We start from the raw sequence: 23,575 nt of genomic DNA on the forward strand, positions 1-23,575 counted from the left end.
GCAAGTTTAGTAAATATTGGATTCCATAGTTTGTTGGTTAATGGAATTTCTAAAGACCTGAAGCATTCGTTTTGCAATACCAGTCCAACCAAAATTTCTTCGGGCGAAACGTGCACCCTCAACAGAAATCTCATTTCTTAAGGTAGGGTAAAGCAAAGGCATGGCCATCATAGCTCCAAATTCCAAAGGTCTATGCGGATCGGCAAATAAAGCTTGATTACCAAAATCGATCAAATCATATAATCCACCGTGAACCGTAATTACACTTGGCGTGCCACAAGCCATGGCCTCAATGGCCACCATTCCGAATGGCTCGTATCTTGACGGCATAGCGAATATATTTGCAGAACGATATACGTTGGCCAAATCTTCATCGGCTATATAATTCTTCCACTTTATTTTTTTATTTACGCCCAATTCGTTGGCCAATTCCTTCAACTTTTTAATGCCTTGCTTGTCCTGTTCAGAATCTCCACCAACGGCCGCAACCAAACGAGCTTCAGGTACTAATTCAAAAACAGTGGGCAAAGCTTTAATTAGCAGGTCATATCCTTTGTTATGTGCCATTCTTCCCAAAGCCAATATATCGGTTGGGTGGATATCATATTTTGCCCGTATTTTATCGTTCTCTTTGGTTGGCACGGGATAAAATCGGTTTTCATCAATTCCAGGTGGAATCATGGTACAGTTTCTCGGCAGTACATCGTATTGTTGCGTCAACAAATCAACTTGTGGCAATGTGGTAGCAATCACGTGGTTACACATTTGAAATACAAAATACTCCTTTCGGATACGCTCCTTAAAACGATAGTTTTTTTCCATTTCCTTTTCGTCCATATCGCTACCCATGGTATGCTGTTTCCACCATCCTAAGGAATGCGGGGTGTGCACATGGGAAACCCCCAATTCTTCGGCAATTTTTTGTCCAGCCCAACCGGCATCCCAATAATGTGAATAAATTACATCGTACTTTTTGTTCTCCTTTTTTATCGCCGCTAAAGTATTGGTTACAAACTTTTTTAAATGGTCATGCATATCCTCTTTTCGAATAAATTCCTTACCCCCGAAAGGGATACGCCACACACTGTAATTCTCATCGACATGGTCGTACTCAGGCTGGTCTTCAAACCGCCTAGTGAGCAAATCTACTTTTTTACCTAGCCTGCTAAAACGATCAGCAAGTTCGAGTACGTAAACCACCTGTCCTCCCGTATCGGGTTTTCCCAGTTCTGGATTCGCGCCTACGTATCCGTGCAAAGAGATCATTAAAATCGATTTCATAATATTTCGTTTTAGTTGTTTTTATATAATTTTCAGGTCATGGCAAGCAGAAATGTACTGCGCCGCCGACCAAGCTTGGTATGCCTTTCCCATGGGTTTTCCAGTTGTACCGTGCGCCCATTCGTTAAACTCCCATTCTTCGTTAATGCCTTCTTTATTGATTAAAGCCAGTTTGTACAATTCGGCCTTGGCAATATCTTTTAGACCTAACTTATTGACAAACTTTACCCAGAACCCACCAACGAATGGCCATATTCCACCATTATGATAGTGGTTAGGCAAATTCAAAAGATTTACGGTATAATACGGGCGCCAATCCGGATCGCCTGGACTAACAACTGGATACACATTGGCAACAGGAAAAGGGTCATTTACACCTACCCCCAACATAAACTTGAACGTTTGATGGGCTTTTTCAGAGTCAATGGTTCCGTGCAGAAATGCAAGAATGTTACCCAAGGTATCGCAACGCCAGCTAAAATCAAATGGCGTGGTTTGCGCAATTAAATATGAGGTGTCCCCGAGTGTAAATTGCTTTTCTGCAAAGGAAACAGACTGAAATAATTGTTGCTGGGTGGATGGCCAAAAATTCTGAAGAATTTCTTTTTTAATGACCTGAGACCAACGGATATACTCCCCCGCCTGTTCATGATCGCCCAACATTTCCAGCATACGACCAAAACATACATTGGAGCGATACCATAAAATTTCATCATAAAGAATGTTATAACTCCTTCCAAATAAGTCGGTCCAATCTCCTGCTTCTGGGATTTCTAAAAGTGCATCATTATTACTATCGTGCGCACCCAACCATCGCATTGTTTCCTTAATATCAGAAATGTATTCCCTAAGGAATTTAATGTCCTTGGTGACCGAAACATATTCGTAAAACGCAATCACCGTCCAAATACCGCTATCAATGGAACAGATACCGCCTACTCCAGAATAATCGGGCACATTGTCCTTTATCCTAACATTTGAGGGTATTTGCCCGTTTCTAGAAATATGCTCAAACAACGTAACCAGTGTTTGTCGCGCACATTTATGGATTTCTTTATCTTTTTTGATTAATGGCAAAGCTCCAATAACAGTAATAGCACCGTCTCTAGCCCAAACACTATAATAGTTTTCATCTGTTCCATGTGCCACATTATCTTCTATTGAACAAGCAGAGAACCCTAATGGTGTAATATTTTTTTTCAAGGCTTCAATGGCCTTTTTATAGCCTTCCTTTATTAAGGCGATTTTCTCATCTTCATCCTCAGTAGCTATATGGCTCAATTCCTGTTGAATGAAAAAGTCTTCAGTATGATCTACATTCGTATCCACTTTGGCATCCTCTGGCAATACTCCATAATAAATTAAACCTTCAATGATACCATCTCCCTTCTCATTTTCGGTATGATATACTTGACGATGTTTGGTATATTGGTATAACTCCTCATGGGCATTGGCCACTACTATACCTTTAACATCCTTTACATCAAACATGGCGGAATCGTTACCACTATCTCCAGCTACCAAAACGGCATTTGACTTTATCTTTAACTGCTTAAGTAACCATTGCAAAGCATTGGCCTTATTGGCAAACTTCGGAAGAATATCGAGAAATTTATCCCCGGAATAAACCACATTAACATGCATATTAGCGTCGGCAAAATCCTGTTCAACACTTGCAATTAATTCTGGAGTGGCATCATGAAAAAAATAACTCCGCTTATAGGCATGCTGGAATTTCGTGGGTTGTTCACTAATAGGATGGTCAATATTTTGAATAACATTTTCAACCGATTTCAAATCCCAACCATCATCCAAAACATCATTAAACTCCTTAACTACCTTTTTTTCCTTATAATTGTAAATATGGGTGCCAACCCCTGAAATGATATAATCGGGTTTTGGCAGAATGCCCTTGGCAATTAAATTAAGGACGTCGTCAATCAATCGTCCAGTATTATAGGTTAACAGGACATCTTCAGGCTTGTATTTCTCCCAAATCTTACGGAAATTGCTTTTAAAGGTGTGAAAGTCTATTAAGGTATTATCTATATCGAATGAAAGAAGGCTAATATCGGTTTGATTAAGGTCTTCGGCTATTTTCATGAAGTATCTAAAATTTACAGTTTTTGAGCGTTTTTTACTCAAATTTTGATTAAAATAGCAGATTTTTAACAAAAAAACAAGGAAAAACGACTTATTGTGACGACTATTCACAATGTGATAAATTGAGAGCACAAGAATACTAAATCAGAAAAATGACTCCTGATTTTTTGAGTATTTGACAACAAGGAATTTGCTTTTTTTGAAAGTTTTATTTTACAAAACTAGCTTTAAAAAAGCCTTAAATACCGCTTATAAAACTACCGTAAGGATCCTTGAATTGGATGCCTTGTTTAAAGCGGTTTTTGCTCAATTGTTTGTATTCTGCTAGAGCCCATAACACAAATTCTTTTACAAAGTAACTTTCTTCTTTTCCCAAGTTTGGCTGGTAAGCACCCAACAAATCATCCAACGGGGCAACCCCATCCAACATGGACCGATATTCCTTATCCCTTAAATCGTCCAGCAATTCGAAACCTTCTTTTTGGTTAAAAAACCATGATACGATATCGTCATAAGGCGTTTCTTCATCCTGTTTCTTTAGTTTTTCAATTTTAGGAAAATAGGCTTCGAACAAGCTCTTTACCGCCTCGCCAATTAAATTATAAGCAACCACGGCCGCACCTTCCTGCTCGCCTTCATACACCAGTTCAACTTTTCCAGTGATAGAGGGAATAACGCCCATAAAATCACTTAAACGGACCATGGTATTATTATCTCCGGCCAACAATGCCCTACGCTCGGCAGTGCTCAATAAATTCTCGAATGCTGTAATGCTCAAACGGGCGCTGACCCCACTTTTGGCATCAATATATTCACTTTCCCTAGCCTCAAAAACGATTTGCTCTAAAAGGTCTTTAGCCAAACTTGGCACTAATATATGTTCCTTTTGACTTTCAACCACTTTGGCTTCTTGCGCGGTGATAATTCGGGCAGTTTCGATATCTTCAGGATAATGGGTTAAAATTTGAGACCCAATTCTATCCTTTAAAGGTGTCACGATACTACCTCGATTGGTATAATCTTCCGGGTTTGCTGTAAACAAAAATTGAATATCCAAAGGTAATCGAACCTTAAACCCTCGAATTTGAATATCACCTTCTTGTAAAATATTAAAGAGCGCCACCTGAATTCTGGCCTGCAAATCAGGCAATTCGTTAATCACAAAAATACAGCGATTGGCCCGTGGAATCATGCCGTAATGAATGACACGGTCATCTGCATAGCTCAATTTCAAGTTGGCCGCCTTGATGGGATCCACATCACCAATAATATCCGCAACGGTAACATCAGGTGTTGCTAATTTTTCTGCAAACCGTTCACTTCTGTGCAACCACGAAATGGGAGTATCATCACCTTTTTCCTTAATCAATTCAGTGGCATATCTCGAAATTGGATGGAACGGGTCATCGTTAATTTCTGAGCCTTCAACTACGGGAATGTACTCGTCCAGTAAATTTAACATCAAACGTGCTAAACGTGTTTTGGCTTGCCCTCGCAAGCCCAGAAGGTTAATATTATGTCGGGATAAAATGGCACGTTCCAATTCAGGAATCACCGTGTTTTCGTAACCGTGAACACCTTCAAAAGTGGTCTCCTTATTTTTTATTTTTTCAATGAGGTTGTCTCTTAATTCATCCTTTATCGATTTGGATTGGTATCCTGTTAGATTTAGTGCACCTAGTGTTTTTATTTTTTTCATAGACTTTTTCAATCTTTTTGTTTTTTATTCTTTTGGGTTTTAAACCCTCCGAATTCCAATTCTTAGGAATTGGAATCCACCTCCCTTTCAAAAAGGGAGAAACTTGATACAATTATATTTTTGCTGATTTTAATGCCCTATCAATTTATTCTTTATCCATTGGCTCTCCTCTTAAATTTAAGAGGAGAATGAATTCTGATTTTCCAAAAGTAAAATCAGAAGAAAGAGGAGTTTTATTTAAAATTACTTTGAATTTCCATAAAAACTGAAGCCAAATTCTCAAATACCATTTTGTTTTCAAATCTGACTACAGTATAACCCAATTCCTCTAAACCTTTTGTTCTTTTCTCATCATTTTCTTGAGCTAAAGCATTATTATGGACTTCACTATCCAACTCAATAATTAGTTTTTCCTTAGCACAATAAAAGTCAACTATATAATTTTTGATACTGTGTTGCCTATTGAATCGTCTACCTTCAAACTGCCTTGCTTTCAAATGTTTCCATAAATATGCTTCAGCTGGAGTTAATGATTTTCTTAGTTCTGCACGTTTCTCTTTTAAATGCTTTAATGTGTGTGTGTTTTGCTTCATCTTATTCTAAATTTTTAACCCTCCGAATTCCGATTCTTTAGGAATCGGAATCCACCTCCCTTTTTGAAAAGAGAGGAGCCAGTCTTGCTCTTAAAATATCATCCTCTTATCCTCTTTTTCCGATTCGTTTCATAATCCTCAAAAATCATTTCACCCAGACCTTTCAATCCGGTATAAAATGCCTTGCCTTGGTTGGCATAGGTAAACTCCCGTACAAATTGCATCAAATAGCTATCCTTTGCAATCATAAATGTGGTGATGGGGATATGCAACCGTCTGGCCTGTTGTGCCATCATATAACACTTGTTGATAATATGAGAATCTAGTCCCATGCTATTTTTATAATACTGTCCATCCGGCAATCGTAAACAACTCGGCTTGCCATCGGTTATCATAAAAATTTGTTTGTTGGTGTTTCTTTTTCTTCGGAGTATATCCATCGCCAATTGTAAACCTGCAACGGTATTAGTATGGTACGGCCCTACTTTTAAATAGGGCAAATCTTTAATTTCGATCCGCCAAGCGTCATTACCAAAAACGATGATATCCAATGTGTCTTTCGGGTATCGGGTGGTGATCAACTCCGCCAAAGCCATTGCCACTTTTTTGGCGGGGGTGATGCGGTCTTCACCATACAAAATCATACTATGGCTGATATCAATCATCAGCACCGTACTCATTTGGGACTTATGTAGAGTTTCCTCAATCACCAAATCATCTTCCGACAGGGTAAAATCTGAAATTCCATGATTGATCTGGGCATTTTTTAAGCTCTCTGTCATTGATACTTTATCCAAAGCATCACCAAATTGATAGGCCCTAAAATCACCCGTGTGTTCATCTCCAATTCCGGGGCTTTTGCTTTTGTGATTACCTTGTCCGCTTCGTTTTATCTTGCCAAAAATATGATCTAATGCTTGCTGGCGAATAGCGCGTTCCGTTTTTGCCGTAATGGCCAAGCCACTTCCGTTGCCGTCAGGATCAATTTCCTCTCTTAAGTAACCTTTCTTTTTCAGGTCCTCAATAAAATCCTCAATTGTATAATCCGGTGTGGTGAGTTTGTACTCTTTGTCTAATTCCCGTAGCCAATCGATAGCCTCATCAAAATCACCTGAGGTATACGTTATCAGTTCCTTGAAAATATCGAAAAGCTTTTCAAATGGGGATTGGTAGGGGGTTTCGTAAGTCCTAAAAACGAAGCCGGTTTTTGAAGCACGAGATTTATTCATAGCTCCATAAAAATACTACATTTTTATAGAAGACGAATGACCTCTTAATTAGATTTATCTATTCTTTAACAATAAAATTGAATAGGTACTATTCCACCCTTCTAAGCGCATTGATGTCCTCTATCTTGATGAATTTGCCAATAGTTGAAATCATGCCCTCTTTTTTGAACTGGGAAAGCACCCTAATGGCGGACTCTGTAGCCGTACCCACGATATTAGCATAATCCTCGCGTGATAACAAAATACTCAAAGTACCATCCGGGTTTACACCAAAACTCTCATGAATGTAAATTAAAGTTTCAGCCAAGCGCTGTCGAACAGATTTTTGAGCCATATTCACAATAATATCATCTGCCTCCCTTAAATCGTTCGCCATATCCTTTAGCATATCGAACGAAAACTTTGGGTTTTTCTGCAGATCGGATATAATCTCACTTCGGGGTATAAAGCAAACTTCCATATCATTGAGCGCCGTAGCCTGAAGATTGGCACTTTGATTACTCACCAAAGAACGTTGCCCGATCAACTGACCTTTTACCACCATTTTTACAATTTGGTCCTTGCCGTTTTCACTTAATTTAGACAATTTACAGATACCATCCTTGACGCAATACACCCCATTTATCGTATCACCTTCCTCAAAAATGACCTCGCCTTTTTTTATAATTTTTGAAGTTTTACACGCTGAAATTCTAACTAACTCATCTTTAGTCAACGATTTAAGCGCATTAAATTGCTTAATAATGCATTGCTCGCATTTGCCCATACCACTATGTTTGTTTGATGTGTAAAAATAAACAAAACATGACAGATATCATATTTTAAAACCCTTTGATTTTTGAATTTTGCTTCAGGTATAAATGAGCAAATAATATGGAGCATTCTAAATGTTTCCACTGTGGTTTGGATGCCACATCTTCTGAAATCATCTTTGATGACAAATCGTTTTGTTGTAACGGTTGCAAAACCGTGTACGAGATATTTTCTGCAAACGATTTAACTTGCTATTACGATTTAGAGAACGCTCCGGGTGCAACCCCAAAAGAAATTGAGGGCAAATACAACTTTTTGGACAATAAAAAGATTGTTGAAAGTCTGTTGGAGTTTAATGATGATAAAACACAAATCGTTACCCTTTATATTCCACATATACATTGCAGTTCCTGTATTTGGATTTTAGAAAATTTGAATAAGTTGAATCCCGCGGTGAGTTCATCCATCGTGAATTTTGGAAAGAAAACGGTTAGGGTTAATTATCATACAGATAATTTTTCGCTTAAGGATTTAGTGCGATTGTTAAGTAGCATAGGCTATGAGCCGTTTATAAGTTTGGATGATTATAGCGTCGGCAAAAAGAATGTGGACCGCTCTTTGATTTACAAATTGGGTATTGCGGGATTTGCATTTGGCAACATTATGTTTTTGTCCTTTCCCGAGTATTTTGAAGTGGGCGAATATTGGTTGGAACAATTTAAACACACCTTCAGGTGGCTGATGTTTACCTTTTCGCTTCCGGTAGTGTTTTATTGCTCTCAGGACTATTTTGTATCTGCCTACAAGGGTTTAACTTCCAAACTTTTAAATATTGATGTGCCCATAGCCTTGGGCATAACCGTATTATTTTTAAGAAGTACTGCTGAAATCGTTTTTGACATCGGCACGGGCTTTTTTGATAGTTTATCTGGTTTGGTGTTCTTTTTGTTGCTTGGAAAATTCTTCCAGCAGAAAACCTATAATTTTCTATCATTTGAAAGGGATTACAAATCTTATTTTCCTATCGGAATTACGAAGATTTTGAATGATGGTTCAGAGGAATCCATACAGGTTTACGATATTAAAAAAGGGGATAGATTGTTGATTAGAAATGAAGAATTGATTCCCGTGGATTGTATTTTGATTAAGGGGAATGCCCGTATTGATTACAGTTTTGTGACTGGCGAATCGGATGCGGTTTCGAAACAATCGGGCGATAAATTATTTGCAGGTGGCAAACAGACGGAAGGCAGTATTGAAGTGGATGTTTTAAAAACCGTGGAGCAAAGTTATCTGACCCAATTGTGGAGTAACGATGTGTTCAATAAAAACAAGGAGGACAGCTTTACGAATCTCACCAATAGAATCAGCAAACATTTTACACTGGCCGTACTCAGTATCGCCCTAATTGCAACAAGTTATTGGCTTTTTGCGGACTCATCCAAAGCCTTAAATGTATTTACAGCAGTATTGATTATTGCTTGTCCTTGCGCCATTGCCTTGGCCTCCCCTTTCACCTTTGGCAACCTGTTACGGATTTTTGGCAAATTGAAATTCTATGCCAAAAACGCTTCGGTGATTGAGCAATTGGCCTCGATTGACACCATTATATTTGATAAAACTGGAACGATTACGGCCAATAAGGAATCTTCGATTTCATACGAAGGCGAAACGCTTTCGGATGCAGAAGAAATCCTTTTGAAAAGCTCGTTGAGGAATTCAAATCACCCTTTGAGCCGTTCGCTGTATAGCCTTTTAGAAGACAATGACATCTTGACTTTGGATGATTACGAAGAACATATCGGGAAGGGCATTTCGGCAAAACACAAAGATGATTTTATAAAAATTGGTTCAGCACCTTTTGTGGGCCATCAAACGGATGCGGTGACATTGAACACCGCAGTTCACGTCAGCACCAACAACCGCTATAAAGGCAAGTTTACCTTTTATAATAAATACAGAAAAGGGCTGTCGAAATTATTCAACAGGCTCAAAAAAGACTATGATTTAGTGATTCTTTCGGGGGATAATGCTGGGGAACGAGAGAATTTAACCAAGCTGTTGCCGGCCAAAACCAAATTGTTTTTTAACCAAAAGCCGGAGGATAAATTGGAATACATCAAGCACCATCAAAATTCTGGGGTAAAAGTATTGATGATTGGTGATGGGCTTAACGATGCTGGGGCATTGGCGCAAAGCGATGTTGGCATCGCTATTTCGGAGGATGTGAATGTGTTTTCACCTGCTTGTGATGCGATTTTGGATGCCGGCAAATTCAATATGCTGTATAGATTTATCAAAGCCTCAAAATCGGCCATCACTATTATAAAATGGAGTTTTGTGCTATCGTTTATTTACAATGTAATTGGGCTTTATTTTGCAGTTACAGGACAATTGGCTCCTGTGGTTGCTGCCATTTTGATGCCTTTGAGCTCGATTAGTATTGTAGTGTTTACAACGGTTTGCACGAACATATTGGGACGGAAACTGAGGTAGCATTGGAGTCCTGTTGAACTCCTCTTTCTTCTGATTTTAAAAAAAAATCAGAATTCATTCTCCTCTTAAAATAAGAGGAGAGCTGGATGAGGATAGAAATTAGTTTGGATACAGCTCCTCCCTTTTTTAAAGGGAAGTGAGTTTTTCCTTAAGAAAAACTCAGAGGTTTAAAAACTTTGGCAAATGAGATGTTGGTTTGCAATGGAACAAAAACTGGCAGATTTGCCCGCGTTAGGGATTGTAGAGGAAAGCCCACAGTCACGCCCTAAGGCGTGACGAGGACTTGGAACGGAAAGCCCGACCCCTTGCGGGTAACGCCCAAAAAATAAAATGAAACATGACAATTGTCATCTTTTAAATATATGTATAAAAGTATTTTTGAACCGTAACTTCAATTAGGTATGAGTGTTATATATGTTTTGCTTGCAGTAAGCATTATTGTGGCTGTTGCATTTTTTGTGGCATTTGTTGTTGCTGTAAAAAAGGGTCAGTTTGATGATAGCTACACCCCGTCTGTCCGCATGTTATTCGAGGACGAATTAATCAAAGATAAAACCGATAAAACGATACTAACCAAGAAAGATTAAATATTTAGATATGGAAATGCAACAATTTCATTACGATAATAAAATCGTTACTAAGTTCCTTTATGCCACCATTATTTTTGGGGTTGTAGGAATGGTGGTAGGTTTACTGCTTGCCTTTATGTTTTTATTCCCGAATTTGACCGATGGCATCTCGTGGTTGAGTTTTGGTCGTTTGCGGCCTTTGCACACCAATGCGGTGATTTTTGCCTTTGTAGGGAACGCCATGTTTGCAGGGGTGTATTACTCGCTACAGCGCCTGTTGAAAACGCGTATGGCGAGCGACCTGCTGAGCAACATCAACTTTTGGGGATGGCAATTGATTATAGTCGCTGCGGCAATTACCCTGCCCTTGGGTATTACCACTTCCAAAGAATATGCCGAGCTGGAGTGGCCAATTGATATTGCCATTGCACTGGTTTGGGTTGTTTTTGGGGTGAATATGATTTGGACGATTTTAAAGCGTCGCCAACGCCATTTGTATGTGGCCATTTGGTTTTATATCGCTACCGTGGTTACCGTTGCAGTACTCCATATTTTCAATAGTTTAGAATTACCTGTGAGCGGCCTAAAAAGTTACTCGGTGTATGCCGGTGTCCAGGATGCACTAGTGCAATGGTGGTATGGGCATAATGCGGTGGCGTTTTTCCTCACCACGCCTTTCTTGGGACTGATGTACTACTTTATACCGAAGGCGGCGAATAGACCGGTGTATTCCTATAGACTGTCTATCATCCACTTCTGGTCGTTGATTTTTATCTATATCTGGGCAGGACCACACCACTTATTATATACGGCTTTACCCGATTGGGCACAAAATCTTGGGGTGACATTCTCTGTGATGTTGCTAATGCCTTCTTGGGGTGGTATGATTAACGGACTATTGACCCTTCGTGGGGCTTGGGACAAAGTACGAACCGACCCTGTATTGAAATTTATGGTTGTGGCGATTACCGGTTATGGTATGGCTACTTTTGAAGGGCCAACCCTTTCGCTTAAAAATGTAAACGCTATTGCTCACTTTACCGATTGGATTATTGCCCACGTACACGTTGGTGCTTTAGCTTGGAACGGTTTTATGGCTTTTGGTATGATTTACTATTTGATACCTCGCCTGTTTAAAACTAAACTGCATTCGTTGCCACTAGCCAATCTGCATTTCTGGTTGGGTACTTTAGGTATTATTATTTATGCGTTGCCGATGTATGTTGCCGGATTTACACAGGCTAGTATGTGGAAGCAGTTCAACCCTGATGGGACATTGGTTTACGGTAACTTCTTGGAAACTGTTACCGAAATTATCCCCATGTATTGGATGCGTGCTATCGGTGGTACATTGTATATCGTAGGGATGCTGATACTTGTGTACAACGTAATTGCTACTGTAAGAAGTGGCAGCAAAGTTGAAGACGAATTGGCCGAAGCCCCTGCATTAGAACGTGTGACCAAAAGGCGTACGTCTAGCGAAGGCTGGCACACGTGGTTGGAAAGACGCCCAATTCAATTGACGTTATTGGCTACTGTGGCTATTTTGATTGGAGGCATTATTCAGATTGTACCGACGATTATGGTGAAATCGAATATCCCGACCATTGCCAGTGTGAAACCATATACACCTTTGGAATTGGAAGGTAGGGATATTTACATCCGCGAAGGCTGTGTGGGCTGTCACTCCCAAATGATACGTCCGTTCAGAAGTGAGGTGGAACGTTATGGCGAATACTCAAAAGCTGGAGAATTTGTGTACGACCATCCTTTCCTTTGGGGAAGTAAACGTACCGGGCCGGATTTACACCGTATAGGTGGCAAGTACTCCGATAACTGGCATTTCAACCACATGTACGATCCGCAAAGTACCTCATCCGGTTCTATCATGCCGCGTTACCAATGGCTGATAAAGAATGAGTTAGACAAATCGCAAACCGAAGCCAAAATGAAAACTATGGTGTCGCTGGGCGTACCGTATTCGGATGAAGAGATTGCCAACGCGCAACAAAGTATGACAGCTCAGGGGACTCAAATCGAGCAAAACCTGTATAGCGATCCTGATTTTGCGAAAACTTATGAAGCGGATAAAAATTATGCCACAGAAAACGGAGAGGCTTTCGTAGAAATGAAGAACCGCGAGATTGTGGCACTTATCGCTTATTTACAGCGATTGGGTACGGACATTAAAGTTGAAACCGCGCAGAATTAACCCTCAAAATAAAGCATCATGTTAAAATTTGTAAAAAACCATATGGAGAGCATCACGGGGATAGAAATCTATCCTATCATTTCGCTACTCATCTTTTTCATCTTTTTTGTGGCCTTATTTTGGTGGGTCGTTTCCGCTAAAAAAGACTATATCAAAAAAGTAAGCAACATTCCTTTAGACAACCAAAACAACGACATATTATGAGAAATTTAGTTCCATCCTGGATTCGCGTTCCTGTAGTTTTCCTGATTATTTTCGGAGCAGTTGAATTCTTTATAGATTCGGGTGAAAAACCCGCCTTTATCGAATATCCGGCAGTACTATTGTTTCTCTTGCTGGTATTGTTGATTTTAATTGCCATTGAAGCCATTGTTGGTGCATTGGAAAACGTCATGCTTCACAAATTGGACGAAGAAGCTAAAGCTAAGTTCTTGGCAGAAAAGGAAAAGTCGTTTGAGTTTAAATGGTTAAAAGACACCTACATAAAACTATTGGGGCAAAAACCACTTGAGGAAGAAGGTGAGATTATTTTAGACCACAATTATGACGGCATCAAAGAGCTGGACAACAATTTACCGCCATGGTGGGTGTATGGCTTTTATGCCACTATCATCTTTGCCGGAATTTATTTAGTGCGCTATCACATTTTTGATGGCGATACGCAACTCGATGAATTGGAAACCGAATTAGCCGAAGCGAGAGTTGCCATTGAAGAGTATAAAAAGACAGCCAAGGATTTGGTAGATATCAATACGGTTACTATGTTGACCGAAGCTTCCGACCTTAAGGCTGGGCAAGCCATTTTTGAAACCAACTGTGTCGCCTGTCATAAAGCTGACGGTGGTGGAGGTATCGGTCCGAATTTGACGGATCAACATTGGATTCTTGGTGGCGGAATTAAAAATGTCTTTAGAACGATTTCCGAAGGTGGTCGTGACGGTAAAGGGATGATTGCTTGGAAGCAGAGTTTAAAACCGTCCGAAATGGCACAAGTAGCAAGTTATGTGCTGACTTTCCAAGGGACAACACCTGCAGAACCTAAAGCTCCGGAGGGCGATATTTGGGTAGATGAAAGTGCTCCCGCCGAAGCTGTTGAAGCGGTATCTGATGCAGTTCAATAATTTCATTAGAAAAACTAAAGATTTCAAGTACATCATATCAAACTAAGCTAAACTAAACATTTGACCTGCAAGGTTTTCGAGACCTTGTAGGTCTTTAAAAAGAAGCCTCAAACACATACCTACAAGGTTCTTAAAACCTTGCAGGAAAAGGATAAACAAGAGCAGTGAACACCCCAGAAAACGAAATATTTAGAGATAGCATCGCTACCGTTAACGAACAGGGGAAACGCGCTTGGGTGTACCCCAAAAAGCCTAGCGGGAAATTTTATGAGTACAGAAAGTATGTCAGCTATTTTTTGTTGGCCTTTTTGCTTCTGTCACCATTCATAAAAATAGGCGGCAATCAGTTTCTGATGTTCAATGTAATGGAACGCCGATTCAATATTTTCGGATTTCCGTTTTGGCCACAGGATTTTCACCTGTTTGTGTTTTCGATGATTATCGGGGTGGTATTTATCACCCTATTTACTGTGGCCTTCGGACGAATTTTCTGCGGATGGATTTGCCCGCAAACCATTTTTATGGAAATGGTATTTCGCCGTATCGAGTATTGGATTGAAGGCGATAGAAATAAACAGCGCAAGCTGGACAGACAAAAATGGGATGCTGAAAAAATTAAAAAACGAACACTCAAATGGTTTATCTTTTTGGTGATTTCCTTTTTGATTGCAAATGTATTTCTGGCCTATTTAATTGGTAGTGATAAGCTGTTGGGGTACATCACAGATAGCCCTGCAGCACATTTGGGAACATTAGCCCCTTTAGTGATTTTTACAGGAGTGTTCTATTTTGTGTTTGCTTGGTTTCGGGAACAGGTTTGTGTGATTGCTTGTCCGTATGGGCGATTGCAAGGGGTGCTGTTGGATACCAAATCCATTGTTGTGGCTTATGACCACAAACGTGGTGAAGGCGAAAGCGGACGTAAAAAATTTAGAAAAAATGAAGACCGTCAGGCTCTGGGCCACGGGGATTGTATCGACTGTTTGCAGTGCGTACATGTTTGCCCAACAGGAATTGACATCAGAAACGGTACGCAATTAGAATGCATCAACTGTACGGCCTGCATCGACGAATGTGACCATATTATGGAAAGCATCAATCTGCCCAAAGGGTTGATTCGTTATGCGAGTGAGGAAAATATTGAGAAGAAAGCCAAGTTCAAGTTAACCGCCAGAATGAAAGGTTACATGGGTGTGTTGACCATTATGTTTGGTGTACTGATTGGCATGTTGTTTTTGCGTAATGATGTGGAAGCTAATGTTTTGCGATTACCGGGACAATTGTATGAGCATAAGGAAGGTAACATTATCAGCAATGTATTTACCTATAAATTGGTGAACAAAACCACAGAGGATATTGCCGATGTGAGTTTGAAGTTGTTGTCGCATAAGGGTGAATTGAAATTGGTGTCCACGAGTGATGACTTTGTTGTGCCAAAACAGGGGATTGCGGAAGGGACTTTGTTCATTGAAATTGATAATTCGGCATTGACCGGAGATAGAAATAAAATTAAGATTGGCGTTTTTAAGGGCGACCAAATGATCGAAACGACTACTGCTAATTTTTTGGGGCCGAGGAGTTATCGGTAGCTGGCAGTATTTCAGCGGCAGTAAGCAGTAAGCTGGCGGATATGCCCGCGTTAGGGATTGAGCGGCATGTTTGAAATCCCCGACGCAGGAGGGATTGAGTAGTGAAAGCCCGACCGTAGTGACTCCTGCAAGGTTTCTGAAAAACCTTGTAGGTATGGAAGGCAGGGAACGCCCGAAATGAAATATTAACTAAAAATAGATTCCTGCTTTCGCAGGAAGTAGATATTATGAAAATTAATTGGGGTACCGGGATTGTTTTAGCTTTTATAGGGTTTATTGGGTTTATAATGTACTTTATTGTGTCGATGAATGTTGACGATAGGTACGACCATGACTTGGTGAGCGAGGATTATTACGGGGAGGAACTGAAATATCAGGAGGACATCGATAAGCTGAAGAATGCTAAAACGCTAACCACAAATATTAGTTACAACAAATCGCTCGAGGGGTTGAGGATTAATTTTCCGAGCGATATTGACTTTAAAAAAATCACAGGAAAAGTGTTCCTATATAGGCCATCTAACAAACAACTAGACTTTGAAACTTCTATTTCACTGTCTAATCCTTATTTGCTCATACCTGACAATCGTTTGGTAGATGGCCGTTGGAACATTAAAATTGATTGGCAATATAGGGGAAAATCTTATTTATTTAAAGAATCGATAACGTATTAGCATGCTTTGGTCGGCTTTCATATTGGGTGTATTGGGCAGTTTTCACTGTGTGGGGATGTGCGGGCCCATTGCTTTTATGTTGCCCGTAGACCGCTCTAATTCGGTAAAAAAAGCGTCTCAAATTACGATTTACCACTTTGGCAGATTATTGGCTTACAGTATTATAGGATTGATTTTTGGATTCATTGGTAAAAGCCTTTACATTTTTGGATTTCAGCAACAATTATCTATTGCCATTGGTATTTTGATGATTTTGGTGGTGGTGATTCCGCAGAGTACTTTTAACCGTTATAATTTTTCGAAGCCTATTTACAGAATCATTTCCAGAGTAAAATCGGCTTTGGGTACTGCCTTGAAGAAAAAAACCATGGACACCTTTTTGACTATTGGTTTTTTGAATGGGTTTTTGCCTTGTGGTTTAGTGTATATGGCTATTTTTGGGGCAATGGCGGTTGGCTCGGTGGCCAATGGAAGCTTATATATGGCCGTTTTTGGCTTGGGTACCGTTCCATTGATGACCACTGCTATTTACTTGAGCAATTTCCTTAAAGGAAAAACTAGACAGCGCATCCAAAAGGCAATTCCAGTTTTTGTGGTCATTATAGGAGCACTTTTTATTCTTCGCGGTTTGGGACTTGGAATTCCTTACCTTTCGCCTTCTCCGATTTATGAGATGGCTTCTTCGAACATGAACTGTCATTGATCGAAAAGTCTACGTCTATTTTCCAGTAGTATTTAGTTTTTCCATCCTTTCATCTTGTTCATTTTCAAATATTTAATTCACAATTTTTCGGATACATAAGAAATTCTTATAAGTATTATTGACAAAATCAATAGCTTTATTTCCAATATTGATAGTATTGCTATTATATTTGCAATCAAATTTATCAATTATGGATTCATTACTTTCAAATTTAAAGATTGCTGTTCCAGAAAAAATCTATGTGAAAGACCCCGAGTCATCCAACTTGGGAAAGCGCATCGTGGAGCACAGCATTCTTCTTATTGATGAAATTGGTTTTGACAGTTTTACCTTTAAAAAGCTCGGCACCAAAATAGGCTCCAACGAGAGTTCGGTGTATCGCTATTTTGAAAGTAAACACAAATTGTTATTGTATTTGTCCTCCTGGTATTGGGCTTGGATGGAGTACCAATTGGTTATCGAAACCCATAATTTAACTCCTTTGGACAAATTACAAAAAGCAGTGGAAGTAGTAACAAGGTCTACAAAAGAAGACTCCAACTTCTCGCACATCAACGAAGTGGTTTTAAACCGAATCATAGTAAATGAAAATTCAAAATCTTTTTTGACCAAAGAGGTTGACCAAGAAAATAAAGACGGTTACTTTGTAATATACAAGCGTATCGTTTACCGATTAAGAGATATGGTAAAAGAATTCAGGCCAGACTATAAATTCCCTTCCAGTTTGGCCAGCACTATTATGGAAGGCAGCCTTCATCAACATTTCCTTAAAGCCCATTTTACATCCATAACGGATTGTGGTGATGGCCTTACCCCAACCGATTTTATGAAAAACCTAGTGCTTAACACTTTGAAATCCTAACTATGGAACCAAAAAAATTGACGCCGTGGCAACGCCTGATAGGCCTGCTTCAGTTGGAAAAACGCGATATACTTCAAATCTTTTATTATGCTATTTTTGCGGGTTTGGTAGCCTTGTCCCTCCCACTTGGAATTCAGGCTATTATTAACCTAATCCAAGGAGCACAGGTATCCACCTCATGGATCGTTTTGGTGGTTATTGTTACCATTGGCGTGGCATTTTCTGGAGGCTTGCAGTTGATGCAGTTGAGAATCATTGAAACCATTCAGCAAAGAATATTTACAAGATCTTCTTTTGAGCTAGCATACCGTTTCCCAAAAATAAAAATGGCAGAGCTTCGTAATTATTACCCACCGGAGCTAGCCAATCGCTTTTTTGATACCTTGACTATTCAAAAAAGTCTTTCAAAAATTTTGATCGATGTACCAACGGCAGTGTTGCAGATTCTGTTTGCATTAATCCTGTTATCGTTTTACCATCCGTTTTTCATCATTTTCGGGCTACTGCTTCTGCTTTTGGTTTTTGTGGTTTTCAAATTTACGGCCATTAAAGGGCTGGAAACCAGCTTAAAGGAATCCAAAAACAAATACCGGGTAGCGCATTGGATCCAGGAGATTGCCCGTTCCGTTATCAGCTTTAAACTATCTGGAAGCACAAGTTTGGGAGTGGACAAAAATGATATTTTGGTCAGCGATTATTTAAAAGCACGCGAAAGCCACTTTAAGGTTTTGATGCTTCAGTTTATCCAAATGATAAGTTTCAAAGTGATTGTTACCGCCAGTCTTTTGTTGATTGGGGGTGCCTTGGTGCTGAATCAGGAGATGAATATCGGGCAGTTTGTTGCAGCGGAAATCATCATCATCTTGGTCATCGCTTCGGTTGAAAAACTCATTTTAGGCTTGGAGTCCTTCTACGACACTTTGACTTCATTGGAAAAAATAGGCCAGATTGTGGACAAGGGCATGGAAAGCCAAAGCGGAGAAACACCACAGTTTAGCAAAGGCATTCATGTTGAATTAGAGCATGTGGCCTATGAGGTGTCCAACAGGGATAAGCATATTCTCAAAGATATTTCATTAAAAATTGAACCAGATAGCAGAATTTTGGTACGCGGAGAAAGTGGCTCGGGGAAGTCGACGTTATTAAGGCTTATTGCCGGAGTTATAGCCCCTACATCTGGAAACCTATACGTCAATGACATGTCTATTAACAGTTTACATCTCAACTTTTACAGATCACAGCTTGGATTGTCACTTTCGGACGAAACGCCATTTGAAGGGACCATTAGAGATAATTTAACTTTTGCCAATGAGGGCATTGATGATGACAAAATCCATGAAGTCATCGGAATTGTCGGGCTAAAAGATTTCCTAAAAGAACAAGCCGACGGTCTAAACACTATTCTGTACCCTGACGGAAGACAAATGTCCTACACTCTATCGAAAAAAATTGTTTTGGCCCGTGCCATTCTAAAATCGCCTAAAATATTAATCCTTGAAGATGCATTAGACAGGTTCAACCCGAACGAAACGGAGAACATCGTTAATTATTTAACGCACAAAGATCGTCCATGGGCTCTGGTTGCGGTGAGCAGCAGTGATGTTTGGATGAACAAGTGCAGTGAAATGATCATTTTGGAAAAAGGAAGAATAAAATCTTAAAAGCCTCTAGTTATGTTGAATATATCCCATAATCAATTAAATAAAAAAATAGACCTGAGTAAATACAAGTCTGGCAAGGACATTATGAACAAAAGGTACTATAAATACTTCAACAGATTTCTGTTAGGGGCCGCAATCATATTGCTAATTGTCTTGTTTTTGCCATGGACCCAGAATATTACTGGCCAAGGCATTGTTACCACCTTAAAGCCCAACCAGCGACCACAGACCATACAGTCTCAAATACCAGGCCGTATAGAAGAATGGTATGTTCAAGAAGGGGATTCCGTTAAGGCCGGTGATACTATCTTAAGGATTTCCGAAGTCAAAAGTGATTATTTTGACGACAGACTCGTGGAACGTACCAATGAGCAAATTCAGGCCAAATCATCCTCGGTCACTGCCTATGGTGGAAAAGTGGAAGCTTTAAAAAGACAGGTTTCAGCTTTGGAAAACGAGCAGAGGCTAAAACTTGAGCAGACCCGAAACAAGCTAATGCAAGCCCGGCTAAAAGTGAAAAGTGACAGCATCGATTTAGAGGCAGCAAAGACTAATTTAAAAATTGCTGAAACCCGATTCAACCGGATCACCACTTTGCAAGAAGAGGGTTTAAAGGCGATGAAGGATGTAGAAGAAAAGCGCCTAAAACTTCAGGAAACGCAGGCCAAACTTATTTCACATGAAAACAAATATTTGGCCAGTCAGAACGAGGTGATCAATGCCGAAATTGAATTGTCGCGGACACGAGCTTCCTACGCCGATAAAATATCTAAGGCACAGAGCGATATGTTTACTGCTCAATCTAGTCAGTTGGATACGCAGGCACAGGTGACCAAATTAGAAAACTCCTATGCCAACTACAAAAAGCGTAATAGCTTGCTGTATGTTACCGCTCCCCAAAGTGGATTTATAAACAAAGCACTTCGAGGAGGTGTTGGTGTCACATTTAAAGAAGGTGAGGAATTAGTGGGAATCATGCCCTCAAAATATGATTTGGCCGTTGAAACTTTCGTGAGGCCTATAGATTTACCGTTGCTTCATATTGGCGAACATGTCAGGGTACAGTTTGATGGGTGGCCAGCCATTGTATTTAGCGGATGGCCCAATGTATCTTATGGAACATACGGGGCAAAAGTGGTGGCCATCGAACGCTTTATTAGCGATAATGGTAAATATAGAATACTGCTAGCTCCGGACGAGAGCGACCATGCTTGGCCGGAGGCCATCCGAGTGGGTTCGGGCGCATACACCATTGCCCTTTTGGAAGATGTACCCATTTGGTTTGAACTTTGGAGACAAATCAACAGCTTCCCCCCAAATTACTATCAACCTGAAGGCGGTAAAACAGCCTCCAAATCTGATAAAAAATGAGAATTCTCATAATAAGCATAATATTGCTCTGTAGCGGTTTACTACCTGCTCAAGACTCAACTTCCGTCATCACCTTAGCTGAGTACTTGGGCTATGTAAAATCGTATCACCCTATCGTGAAACAAGCCAACTTGGTCATCAATGAAAGTGAAGCCAAATTGATGAAAGCTCGTGGTGCATTTGACCCAAAACTTGAGGTGGACTACGACAGAAAAAAGTTCAAAGGCACCGAATATTACGACAGGCTAAACGCCACTTTTAAAATCCCTACCTGGTTTGGTATTGAACTCAAAGGAAATTTTGAGGAAAACACCGGTGATTTTTTAAGCCCAGAGGCCTTCGTTCCTGAAGATGGCCTATACAGTGCGGGAATTTCAGTTCCTGTTGCTAGGGGTCTACTAACGAATAAACGTATGGCCATGTTGCGCCAGTCCAGACTTTACATAAAACAGGCCCAGGCCGATAGACAATTATTGGTGAACGATATTCTGTACGAGGCCACAGTTTCCTATTTCAATTGGTTGCGACGCTATAACGAAAAGCAGGTTTATGAAGAGTTTTTGGTCAATGCCGAAATGCGTTTTAACGGTATTAAAAAAAGTTATGAAGTCGGTGACATGTCGGCCATTGACACAGTAGAGGCCCGAATTGCACTGAATGACAGAAGGCTCAATTTAGAGAAATCCAGAATCAAGTTTGTCAAGGCTACTTTGGAGCTTTCCAATTATTTATGGCTAAACGACAACACCCCCATTGAAATTCAAGAAGGTGTGATACCAGACATCGATACGTTTTTCAATATCGACGAAACCCTAAATACATCGGGCTTGGATATTGAAAATTTTAATATTGAGGAACATCCAAAAATGCTTTCGCTCGATTATAAATACCAAAGCTTGAACATAGAAAAACGATTGATGTCAAACAACCTGTTACCGCAAATCGATTTACAGTACAACTTTCTGACCCAAACGCCTAATGTATCAAGAACCTTCAGTACTTCGCAGTACAAAAGTGGAGTAAACGTTAGCTTTCCTTTGTTTTTAAGAAAGGAACGCGGGGATTTAAAATTGGCAAAATTAAAATTGCAGGATACCCGATTTGAAATACAAAACACCAAAGTAAGCCTTCAAAATAAAATTGATGCCATCAATCAGGAATTGGATTCATACGTACTTCAAAACGATGTCACCGGCACTATCGTTGAAGATTACACTACGATGCTTACTGCCGAGGAGCGCAAATTCTTTTTAGGTGAAAGCTCGTTGTTTTTGGTGAACTCGCGCGAATCCAAATTGATCGACGCTAAACTAAAAGCCATCGAAATTGAAAACGACTTCTTTAAAACCAAGGCAAATTTGTTTAATGTATTGGCGCTTTCGGAAGTTGAAAACTAATCGCCTAACCTTCAGAAATACCGTCCTCCTCCATTAGTTCAAAGCCATAATCCCGCAATGTGCTAATGATATTGATGCTACGTTTTCCCCTTTCGGTGATGCTGTATTCCACACGAACAGGGACTTCGGGGAGTATCTTTTTTTGCGCAAAACCATCCTGAACCAGTTCATTTAGATTTTTACTCAACATCCGGTCTGAAATATGCCCGATACTTTTCTTAAGCTCCGAGTACCGCCAAACTTTATCCTTTAAACGCCATAAAATGGGCATTTTATAGGTACCTCCTATCTTTGAAAACACATATTCCACAGGGGTATAATACCGCTTATTATTCTTCAAAAATTCTGGCATACTTACATTTTTGTTAGTTACTCACAAATATAGAAAATGTTAAGCATATTCATTTCTGAAATAGCTTTGTAGTATGATTTGAACAATTAAAAAGAGAGCAATGGAATCAAAAATAAAAGAGAAAAAACATTACGTCCATTTTCACGGTGCACCTTTTAAGGGCAAGATTTTAATGGTGGCGAGCAGTCCAACAGTTTCAAAACAAACCGGGTGGCCTATCGGGTTTTGGGCTTCGGAATTGACCCATCCCCTTTTGGTCTTTCAAGAAGCAGGATACGAGGTGGAATTGGCTTCCACGGATGGCGGAACGATAGCAATGGATGGCTATTCCAATCCAAATGACGACAGTGGGTATTCGGCTCACGATGTGATTACATCGGGCTATTTGCAAAAAGATTGGTTCAATGATTTTTTGAAAACCACCAAAAAAATCACGGATGTCAGCGCAGAACACTATGATGCTATTTTTTTAGTGGGTGGTCAAGCCCCGATGTATACCTTTAAAAACAATGCAGATTTGGAGCAACTTTTCGTTAATTTCTATGAGTCCGGTAAACCTTCCGCCTCGGTATGTCATGCTACAACAATTTTGCTCTCAGCAAAAACCTCAGACGGTGAATTGTTGGTTAAGGGTAAAACCTGGACGGGTTTTGCAAATTTGGAAGAGGATTTTGCGGACCAGGCCGTGGGGATGAAAATCCAGCCCTATCGCATTGAGGACGAAGCCAAAAAACTGAAAAACACTACCTTTAAAGTAGCCGAACCTTTTGCATCCTATGCCATTGAAGATGGCAATTTAATCACAGGGCAACAGCAAAATTCTGGAAGCGCCGTGGCAAAATTGACAATCGAACAACTAAACAACAAATGAGAAAATTATCATTTGTCATTCCTGCGAAGGCAGGAATCC

At 39.9% G+C, this 23,575-nt stretch carries 20 protein-coding genes; 13 read left to right on the forward strand and 7 right to left on the reverse strand.

The window, feature by feature from the left end:
* Positions 1–6: 6 nt before the first annotated feature.
* The 6 genes from H7U19_RS13255 to H7U19_RS13280 form a co-directional block, all read right to left on the reverse strand.
* The gene (locus H7U19_RS13255) at positions 7–1,281 is read right to left on the reverse strand and encodes a glycosyltransferase (RefSeq protein WP_186563135.1); all 1,275 of its coding nucleotides are present in this window, start codon (positions 1,279–1,281) and stop codon (positions 7–9) included.
* A 21-nt stretch (positions 1,282–1,302) separates the two neighbouring features.
* The gene (locus H7U19_RS13260; protein WP_186563137.1) at positions 1,303–3,384 is read right to left on the reverse strand and encodes an HAD-IIB family hydrolase; all 2,082 of its coding nucleotides are present in this window, start codon (positions 3,382–3,384) and stop codon (positions 1,303–1,305) included.
* 238 nt (positions 3,385–3,622) lie between these two features.
* Entirely contained in the window at positions 3,623–5,083 is a 1,461-nt protein-coding gene (locus H7U19_RS13265) for a MoxR family ATPase (protein WP_186563139.1), read from the reverse strand.
* A gap of 233 nt (positions 5,084–5,316) precedes the next feature.
* On the reverse strand, positions 5,317–5,676 hold the full coding sequence (locus tag H7U19_RS13270) for an endonuclease domain-containing protein (RefSeq protein ID WP_186563141.1): 360 nt from the start codon (positions 5,674–5,676) through the stop codon (positions 5,317–5,319).
* A 98-nt stretch (positions 5,677–5,774) separates the two neighbouring features.
* Positions 5,775–6,905, reverse strand: coding sequence for a vWA domain-containing protein (locus H7U19_RS13275; RefSeq protein ID WP_186563143.1), 1,131 nt, complete (start codon positions 6,903–6,905; stop codon positions 5,775–5,777).
* 88 nt (positions 6,906–6,993) lie between these two features.
* Entirely contained in the window at positions 6,994–7,671 is a 678-nt protein-coding gene (locus H7U19_RS13280) for a Crp/Fnr family transcriptional regulator (protein ID WP_186563145.1), read from the reverse strand.
* Between the two features lie 107 nt (positions 7,672–7,778).
* Between H7U19_RS13280 and H7U19_RS13285 the strand changes: the two genes are divergently transcribed.
* The 12 genes from H7U19_RS13285 to H7U19_RS13340 all read left to right on the forward strand — a co-directional run bounded on the left by H7U19_RS13285 (position 7,779) and on the right by H7U19_RS13340 (position 22,313).
* Positions 7,779–10,154, forward strand: a complete 2,376-nt coding sequence (locus tag H7U19_RS13285) for a heavy metal translocating P-type ATPase (RefSeq protein ID WP_186563147.1) — start codon at positions 7,779–7,781, stop codon at positions 10,152–10,154.
* 401 nt (positions 10,155–10,555) lie between these two features.
* Positions 10,556–10,741, forward strand: coding sequence for a cbb3-type cytochrome oxidase assembly protein CcoS (ccoS, locus tag H7U19_RS13290; RefSeq protein ID WP_186563149.1), 186 nt, complete (start codon positions 10,556–10,558; stop codon positions 10,739–10,741).
* A gap of 10 nt (positions 10,742–10,751) precedes the next feature.
* The gene (gene ccoN / locus H7U19_RS13295; protein ID WP_186563151.1) at positions 10,752–12,935 is read left to right on the forward strand and encodes a cytochrome-c oxidase, cbb3-type subunit I; all 2,184 of its coding nucleotides are present in this window, start codon (positions 10,752–10,754) and stop codon (positions 12,933–12,935) included.
* Positions 12,936–12,953: 18 nt separating this feature from the next.
* On the forward strand, positions 12,954–13,139 hold the full coding sequence (locus H7U19_RS13300; protein WP_186563153.1) for a CcoQ/FixQ family Cbb3-type cytochrome c oxidase assembly chaperone: 186 nt from the start codon (positions 12,954–12,956) through the stop codon (positions 13,137–13,139).
* On the forward strand, positions 13,136–14,056 hold the full coding sequence (locus H7U19_RS13305; RefSeq protein ID WP_186563155.1) for a cbb3-type cytochrome c oxidase N-terminal domain-containing protein: 921 nt from the start codon (positions 13,136–13,138) through the stop codon (positions 14,054–14,056). Before H7U19_RS13300 ends, H7U19_RS13305 begins: the two co-directional genes overlap by 4 nt.
* Before the next feature lie 164 nt (positions 14,057–14,220).
* On the forward strand, positions 14,221–15,645 hold the full coding sequence (gene ccoG, locus H7U19_RS13310) for a cytochrome c oxidase accessory protein CcoG (RefSeq protein ID WP_186563157.1): 1,425 nt from the start codon (positions 14,221–14,223) through the stop codon (positions 15,643–15,645).
* Positions 15,646–15,872: 227 nt separating this feature from the next.
* Entirely contained in the window at positions 15,873–16,319 is a 447-nt protein-coding gene (locus H7U19_RS13315) for a FixH family protein (RefSeq protein WP_186563159.1), read from the forward strand.
* Position 16,320: 1 nt separating this feature from the next.
* Positions 16,321–17,022 carry a sulfite exporter TauE/SafE family protein gene (locus H7U19_RS13320; protein WP_186563161.1) on the forward strand — a complete coding sequence of 234 codons (702 nt, stop codon included), beginning with the start codon at positions 16,321–16,323 and terminating at the stop codon, positions 17,020–17,022.
* Between the two features lie 190 nt (positions 17,023–17,212).
* The gene (locus H7U19_RS13325) at positions 17,213–17,884 is read left to right on the forward strand and encodes a TetR/AcrR family transcriptional regulator (protein ID WP_186563164.1); all 672 of its coding nucleotides are present in this window, start codon (positions 17,213–17,215) and stop codon (positions 17,882–17,884) included.
* Between the two features lie 2 nt (positions 17,885–17,886).
* Positions 17,887–19,545, forward strand: coding sequence for a peptidase domain-containing ABC transporter (locus H7U19_RS13330; protein WP_186563165.1), 1,659 nt, complete (start codon positions 17,887–17,889; stop codon positions 19,543–19,545).
* A 12-nt stretch (positions 19,546–19,557) separates the two neighbouring features.
* The gene (locus H7U19_RS13335) at positions 19,558–20,916 is read left to right on the forward strand and encodes an HlyD family secretion protein (protein WP_186563167.1); all 1,359 of its coding nucleotides are present in this window, start codon (positions 19,558–19,560) and stop codon (positions 20,914–20,916) included.
* On the forward strand, positions 20,913–22,313 hold the full coding sequence (locus H7U19_RS13340) for a TolC family protein (RefSeq protein WP_186563169.1): 1,401 nt from the start codon (positions 20,913–20,915) through the stop codon (positions 22,311–22,313). Before H7U19_RS13335 ends, H7U19_RS13340 begins: the two co-directional genes overlap by 4 nt.
* Before the next feature lie 4 nt (positions 22,314–22,317).
* Here H7U19_RS13340 and H7U19_RS13345 read toward each other — a convergent pair whose 3' ends face one another.
* Positions 22,318–22,665, reverse strand: coding sequence for a winged helix-turn-helix transcriptional regulator (locus H7U19_RS13345; RefSeq protein WP_186563171.1), 348 nt, complete (start codon positions 22,663–22,665; stop codon positions 22,318–22,320).
* A 100-nt stretch (positions 22,666–22,765) separates the two neighbouring features.
* Between H7U19_RS13345 and H7U19_RS13350 the strand changes: the two genes are divergently transcribed.
* Complete coding sequence (locus H7U19_RS13350; protein ID WP_186563173.1) at positions 22,766–23,536, forward strand: type 1 glutamine amidotransferase domain-containing protein; 771 nt, start codon at positions 22,766–22,768, stop codon at positions 23,534–23,536.
* Positions 23,537–23,575 lie beyond the last annotated feature (39 nt).

The sequence above is a fragment of the Hyunsoonleella aquatilis genome, assembly GCF_014270105.1.
GTDB classification, from domain to species: Bacteria; Bacteroidota; Bacteroidia; order Flavobacteriales; family Flavobacteriaceae; genus Jejuia; species Jejuia aquatilis.

What these genes read in the sequence shown, in the direction of transcription:
- H7U19_RS13255 (WP_186563135.1), bottom strand. Translation starts at nt 1,281, where the DNA reads ATGAAATCGATTTTAATGATCTCTTTGCACGGATACGTAGGCGCGAAT.
- H7U19_RS13260 (WP_186563137.1), bottom strand. Translation starts at nt 3,384, where the DNA reads ATGAAAATAGCCGAAGACCTTAATCAAACCGATATTAGCCTTCTTTCA.
- H7U19_RS13265 (WP_186563139.1), bottom strand. Translation starts at nt 5,083, where the DNA reads ATGAAAAAAATAAAAACACTAGGTGCACTAAATCTAACAGGATACCAA.
- H7U19_RS13270 (WP_186563141.1), bottom strand. Translation starts at nt 5,676, where the DNA reads ATGAAGCAAAACACACACACATTAAAGCATTTAAAAGAGAAACGTGCA.
- H7U19_RS13275 (WP_186563143.1), bottom strand. Translation starts at nt 6,905, where the DNA reads ATGAATAAATCTCGTGCTTCAAAAACCGGCTTCGTTTTTAGGACTTAC.
- H7U19_RS13280 (WP_186563145.1), bottom strand. Translation starts at nt 7,671, where the DNA reads ATGGGCAAATGCGAGCAATGCATTATTAAGCAATTTAATGCGCTTAAA.
- H7U19_RS13285 (WP_186563147.1), top strand. Translation starts at nt 7,779, where the DNA reads ATGGAGCATTCTAAATGTTTCCACTGTGGTTTGGATGCCACATCTTCT.
- ccoS (WP_186563149.1), top strand. Translation starts at nt 10,556, where the DNA reads ATGAGTGTTATATATGTTTTGCTTGCAGTAAGCATTATTGTGGCTGTT.
- ccoN (WP_186563151.1), top strand. Translation starts at nt 10,752, where the DNA reads ATGGAAATGCAACAATTTCATTACGATAATAAAATCGTTACTAAGTTC.
- H7U19_RS13300 (WP_186563153.1), top strand. Translation starts at nt 12,954, where the DNA reads ATGTTAAAATTTGTAAAAAACCATATGGAGAGCATCACGGGGATAGAA.
- H7U19_RS13305 (WP_186563155.1), top strand. Translation starts at nt 13,136, where the DNA reads ATGAGAAATTTAGTTCCATCCTGGATTCGCGTTCCTGTAGTTTTCCTG.
- H7U19_RS13315 (WP_186563159.1), top strand. Translation starts at nt 15,873, where the DNA reads ATGAAAATTAATTGGGGTACCGGGATTGTTTTAGCTTTTATAGGGTTT.
- H7U19_RS13320 (WP_186563161.1), top strand. Translation starts at nt 16,321, where the DNA reads ATGCTTTGGTCGGCTTTCATATTGGGTGTATTGGGCAGTTTTCACTGT.
- H7U19_RS13325 (WP_186563164.1), top strand. Translation starts at nt 17,213, where the DNA reads ATGGATTCATTACTTTCAAATTTAAAGATTGCTGTTCCAGAAAAAATC.
- H7U19_RS13330 (WP_186563165.1), top strand. Translation starts at nt 17,887, where the DNA reads ATGGAACCAAAAAAATTGACGCCGTGGCAACGCCTGATAGGCCTGCTT.
- H7U19_RS13335 (WP_186563167.1), top strand. Translation starts at nt 19,558, where the DNA reads ATGTTGAATATATCCCATAATCAATTAAATAAAAAAATAGACCTGAGT.
- H7U19_RS13340 (WP_186563169.1), top strand. Translation starts at nt 20,913, where the DNA reads ATGAGAATTCTCATAATAAGCATAATATTGCTCTGTAGCGGTTTACTA.
- H7U19_RS13345 (WP_186563171.1), bottom strand. Translation starts at nt 22,665, where the DNA reads ATGCCAGAATTTTTGAAGAATAATAAGCGGTATTATACCCCTGTGGAA.
- H7U19_RS13350 (WP_186563173.1), top strand. Translation starts at nt 22,766, where the DNA reads ATGGAATCAAAAATAAAAGAGAAAAAACATTACGTCCATTTTCACGGT.